Origin of the sequence: Mesorhizobium sp. M1E.F.Ca.ET.041.01.1.1 (assembly GCF_003997355.1) — a bacterium.
Taxonomy (GTDB): domain Bacteria; phylum Pseudomonadota; class Alphaproteobacteria; order Rhizobiales; family Rhizobiaceae; genus Mesorhizobium.
Window position 1 is genome coordinate 1 of record NZ_RZSL01000698.1, and the last position, 2743, is coordinate 2743.

The following is a 2743-nucleotide window of genomic DNA, read 5'->3' on the forward strand; positions in this document are numbered from 1 at the left end:
TGGAAGTCCGGCACGCGCTCGCTGGCGACGGCGGCCGCATCGACGAAACCGTCGATATAGGCGGCGCCGCGATGGTAGGGCGTGCTGCCGACGATGCGCCGGTATTCGGCGCTGCCCGGCTCCATATTGAAATCGCCGAGCCAGATCGCCGCCAGCGGGCTTTCCGGCTCCGGCTGGCCGTCACTCCAGTTGCGCTGCGGCTCGTCGTCGGCGCCGCTCCACGGGCCTCCGTCGGCTGGCGCGCGACAGTGCTCGGCAAGCAGGTAGTCGATCTGTTCCAGCCGCTCCTCAACCGCGATATGGGCAAGATGCAGCGAGAATATCCGCACCGGTCCCGCCGGCGTGCGGATCATGCATTCGAGCGCGGCGTTGCGGGTATTGAGCGGCCTGAGCGCGCGGCGCAGCGGCAGCGCGTGCAGCCGCGACCAGACGATCGGCAGCTTCGACAGCACCATCGTGCCGAACTGCCGCCGGCGGTTCACGATACGGCCGTCGCGTTTTTCGCTGGCATCCATGTCGAAGGCCGGACCGTAAACCCAGTGATAGTCCGGCAGCAGCCTGGACAGGATTTCCGGCTGGTCGTCGCCATTGCTGCGCTGCCAGTGCCGCTCGACTTCTTGCAGGGCGATGATGCCGGCGCCGTCGACGATGCGCGCGGCGCGCGCCAGATCGTAGCGGCCGTCGCTGCCGAACCCGTACTGGATGTTGTAGCTGATCAGCTTCATTGATTAACCGGCTGACTATATGGCGATGGCAGTAGCGCCTTGGGCACAGCGTTGCAATGGACCGCGGCGCCACGCGGAATAGTCCAGCTAGTGACCGCCGGGCCGAGCCTAGGTCGTAAGCGGTTGAAACCGGCCGGCCGGCGACGCCGCCAGTTCCGACCAGTCGATTTCTTCCTCGAGGCGGTGATAGGCCTCGTCGCCGATCGTTCCGTTGCGGCGCAGTTCCTCCAGCGTGTCGCGTTGCCGTTTGATGGCATAAAGGCGCAGCCGGTCGTATTCGGTCGCAGCCTGCGCATCCTCAGGATTCTCGGCGACCAGGCGCTGGGCTTCGTATTGCTCGCGCACGACGGCCGCCGCGGCGGATGTCTTGCGGCTCAGCACATCGAGCGCGGCCTGCATGATGGCGACGCGCGCCTGCGCCACTTCACGGTCTATCGTCGTATCCCGCTCGAAATTCAGCCGGCGCAGCAGAGGCTTCAAGCTCATCCCTTGCAGCACCAGCGTGCCGAGAACGACCGCAAAGGCGGCGAGCACGATCGGGTCGCGACCAGGAAAGCCTGCCGGCAAGGCGAAGGCCGCCACCAGCGTCACCAGCCCGCGCATGCCGCACCAGCCGACGAGCACGGCGCCGCGGAACGTCGGCGCATCCCGCCTTTTGTCTTCGCTGTCGAAGCGGGCGAACCATCGCATGACCGCGACGTAACCCAGCACCCAGACGAGGCGTGCCGCGACGACGACGGCCAGCACCGTTGCGGCGAACAGAAATGCATCGCCTTGCCCTTCGCCGGAGAGCCGGCCGACGATCGACCGTGCCTGCAGGCCCATCAGCACGAAAGCCAGCACGTTGAGCACGAACACCGCCGACTCCCAGACCGAATAGGTGCTGACGCGGCGCCTCGCCGACATGTGGCGCGGTGCGGTGCGCGCGATGGTGATGGCGTAGACGACGATGGTGATGATGGCCGAAAGACCGATCTTGTCGGCGATGATCCAGACGGCGAAGGTGCCGGCGAACTGCACCACCGTGCTGCTCGCCGCATCCTCTATCCGCGTGAGCGCGATGAGCGAGATGCGGCCGAACAGATAGCCTGCGGCGACACTGCCGACCGTCGACAGCAGGATGACCGGGACTGCGTCTTTCAGCATGACAGCGCCGATCGTCGCCGAAACCGATATCCGGTAGATCAACAGCGCGGTGGCGTCGTTGAGCAGGCTCTCGCCTTGCAGGATGGCGGTGATGCGGTGCGGCACCTTGAACTGCCCGAGCACGGCGCTCGCCGCCACCGCGTCCGGCGGGGCGACGATGGCGCCGAGCGCGATTGCCGCCGCGATCGGCAGGCCGGCCATCTTCCAGCCGACGACGGCGACCGCCACGGTGGTGAAGACGACTGCGCCGAGCGCCAGGAGCGCCAGCGACAGGCGGTAGCGCTTCAGGTCGCGCAGCGAGGTGTCGTAGGCGGCATCGAGAAGCACCGGCGCAATGAACAGCGCCAGCGCAAGTTCCGGATCGATCTCAATGGTCGGTGCGCCGGGCAGGAAGGCAAGCCCCGCCCCTGCCAAAGCCAGCAGGGACGGATAGGGAACCTCCATCCACCGCGAAACCGCCGTCAGCGCGACGGCGATGAGAAGCAGGATAAGGGTGAGCTCGAACAGCGCCATGGCTCATCGTAACGGCGAAGCGCGAAAGTTGGCAGTACCCTCGAGTCAAGATGCTGTTGATTGTCCAGCGCGTCGATATCGCCTGGCCACTATGGACATCGCACCGGCTTGAAGAGCTTCAGTCCAGTTGGCTCAGGCTGTATAGCCTAGTGCAGCACCAGCATGTCGCCCGACGAGAAGGAGATATCCGCCTTCTCGCCGACGACGGGCGGCGGCGTCGCGGAGTTGTTGAAGGTGTCGAGCGACACCGTGTTGCCGCCGATGCCGACGCGCACGCGGATGACCGAGCCGAGGAAATGCACTTCGGCGATCTCGCCCGAAAGGCTGGTGTCGTGGCCCGGCTGGCGTCCGAGTGAAAT

General features: G+C 66.2%; 3 protein-coding genes. All 3 read right to left on the reverse strand.

The window, feature by feature from the left end; all coding sequences use genetic code 11:
* Nucleotides 1–725, reverse strand: a 725-nt coding sequence (locus EOA38_RS32780; protein WP_127301179.1) for an endonuclease/exonuclease/phosphatase family protein, incomplete at its 3' end; no start/stop codon positions are given.
* Nucleotides 726–833: 108 nt separating this feature from the next.
* Nucleotides 834–2384, reverse strand: a complete 1551-nt coding sequence (locus tag EOA38_RS32785) for a sodium:proton antiporter (protein ID WP_126092106.1) — start codon at nucleotides 2382–2384, stop codon at nucleotides 834–836.
* 146 nt (nucleotides 2385–2530) lie between these two features.
* A partial coding sequence (locus EOA38_RS32790; RefSeq protein ID WP_127301180.1) for a TOBE domain-containing protein occupies nucleotides 2531–2743 on the reverse strand: 213 nt, incomplete at its 5' end.

What these genes read in the sequence shown, in the direction of transcription:
- EOA38_RS32785 (WP_126092106.1), bottom strand. Translation starts at nt 2,384, where the DNA reads ATGGCGCTGTTCGAGCTCACCCTTATCCTGCTTCTCATCGCCGTCGCG.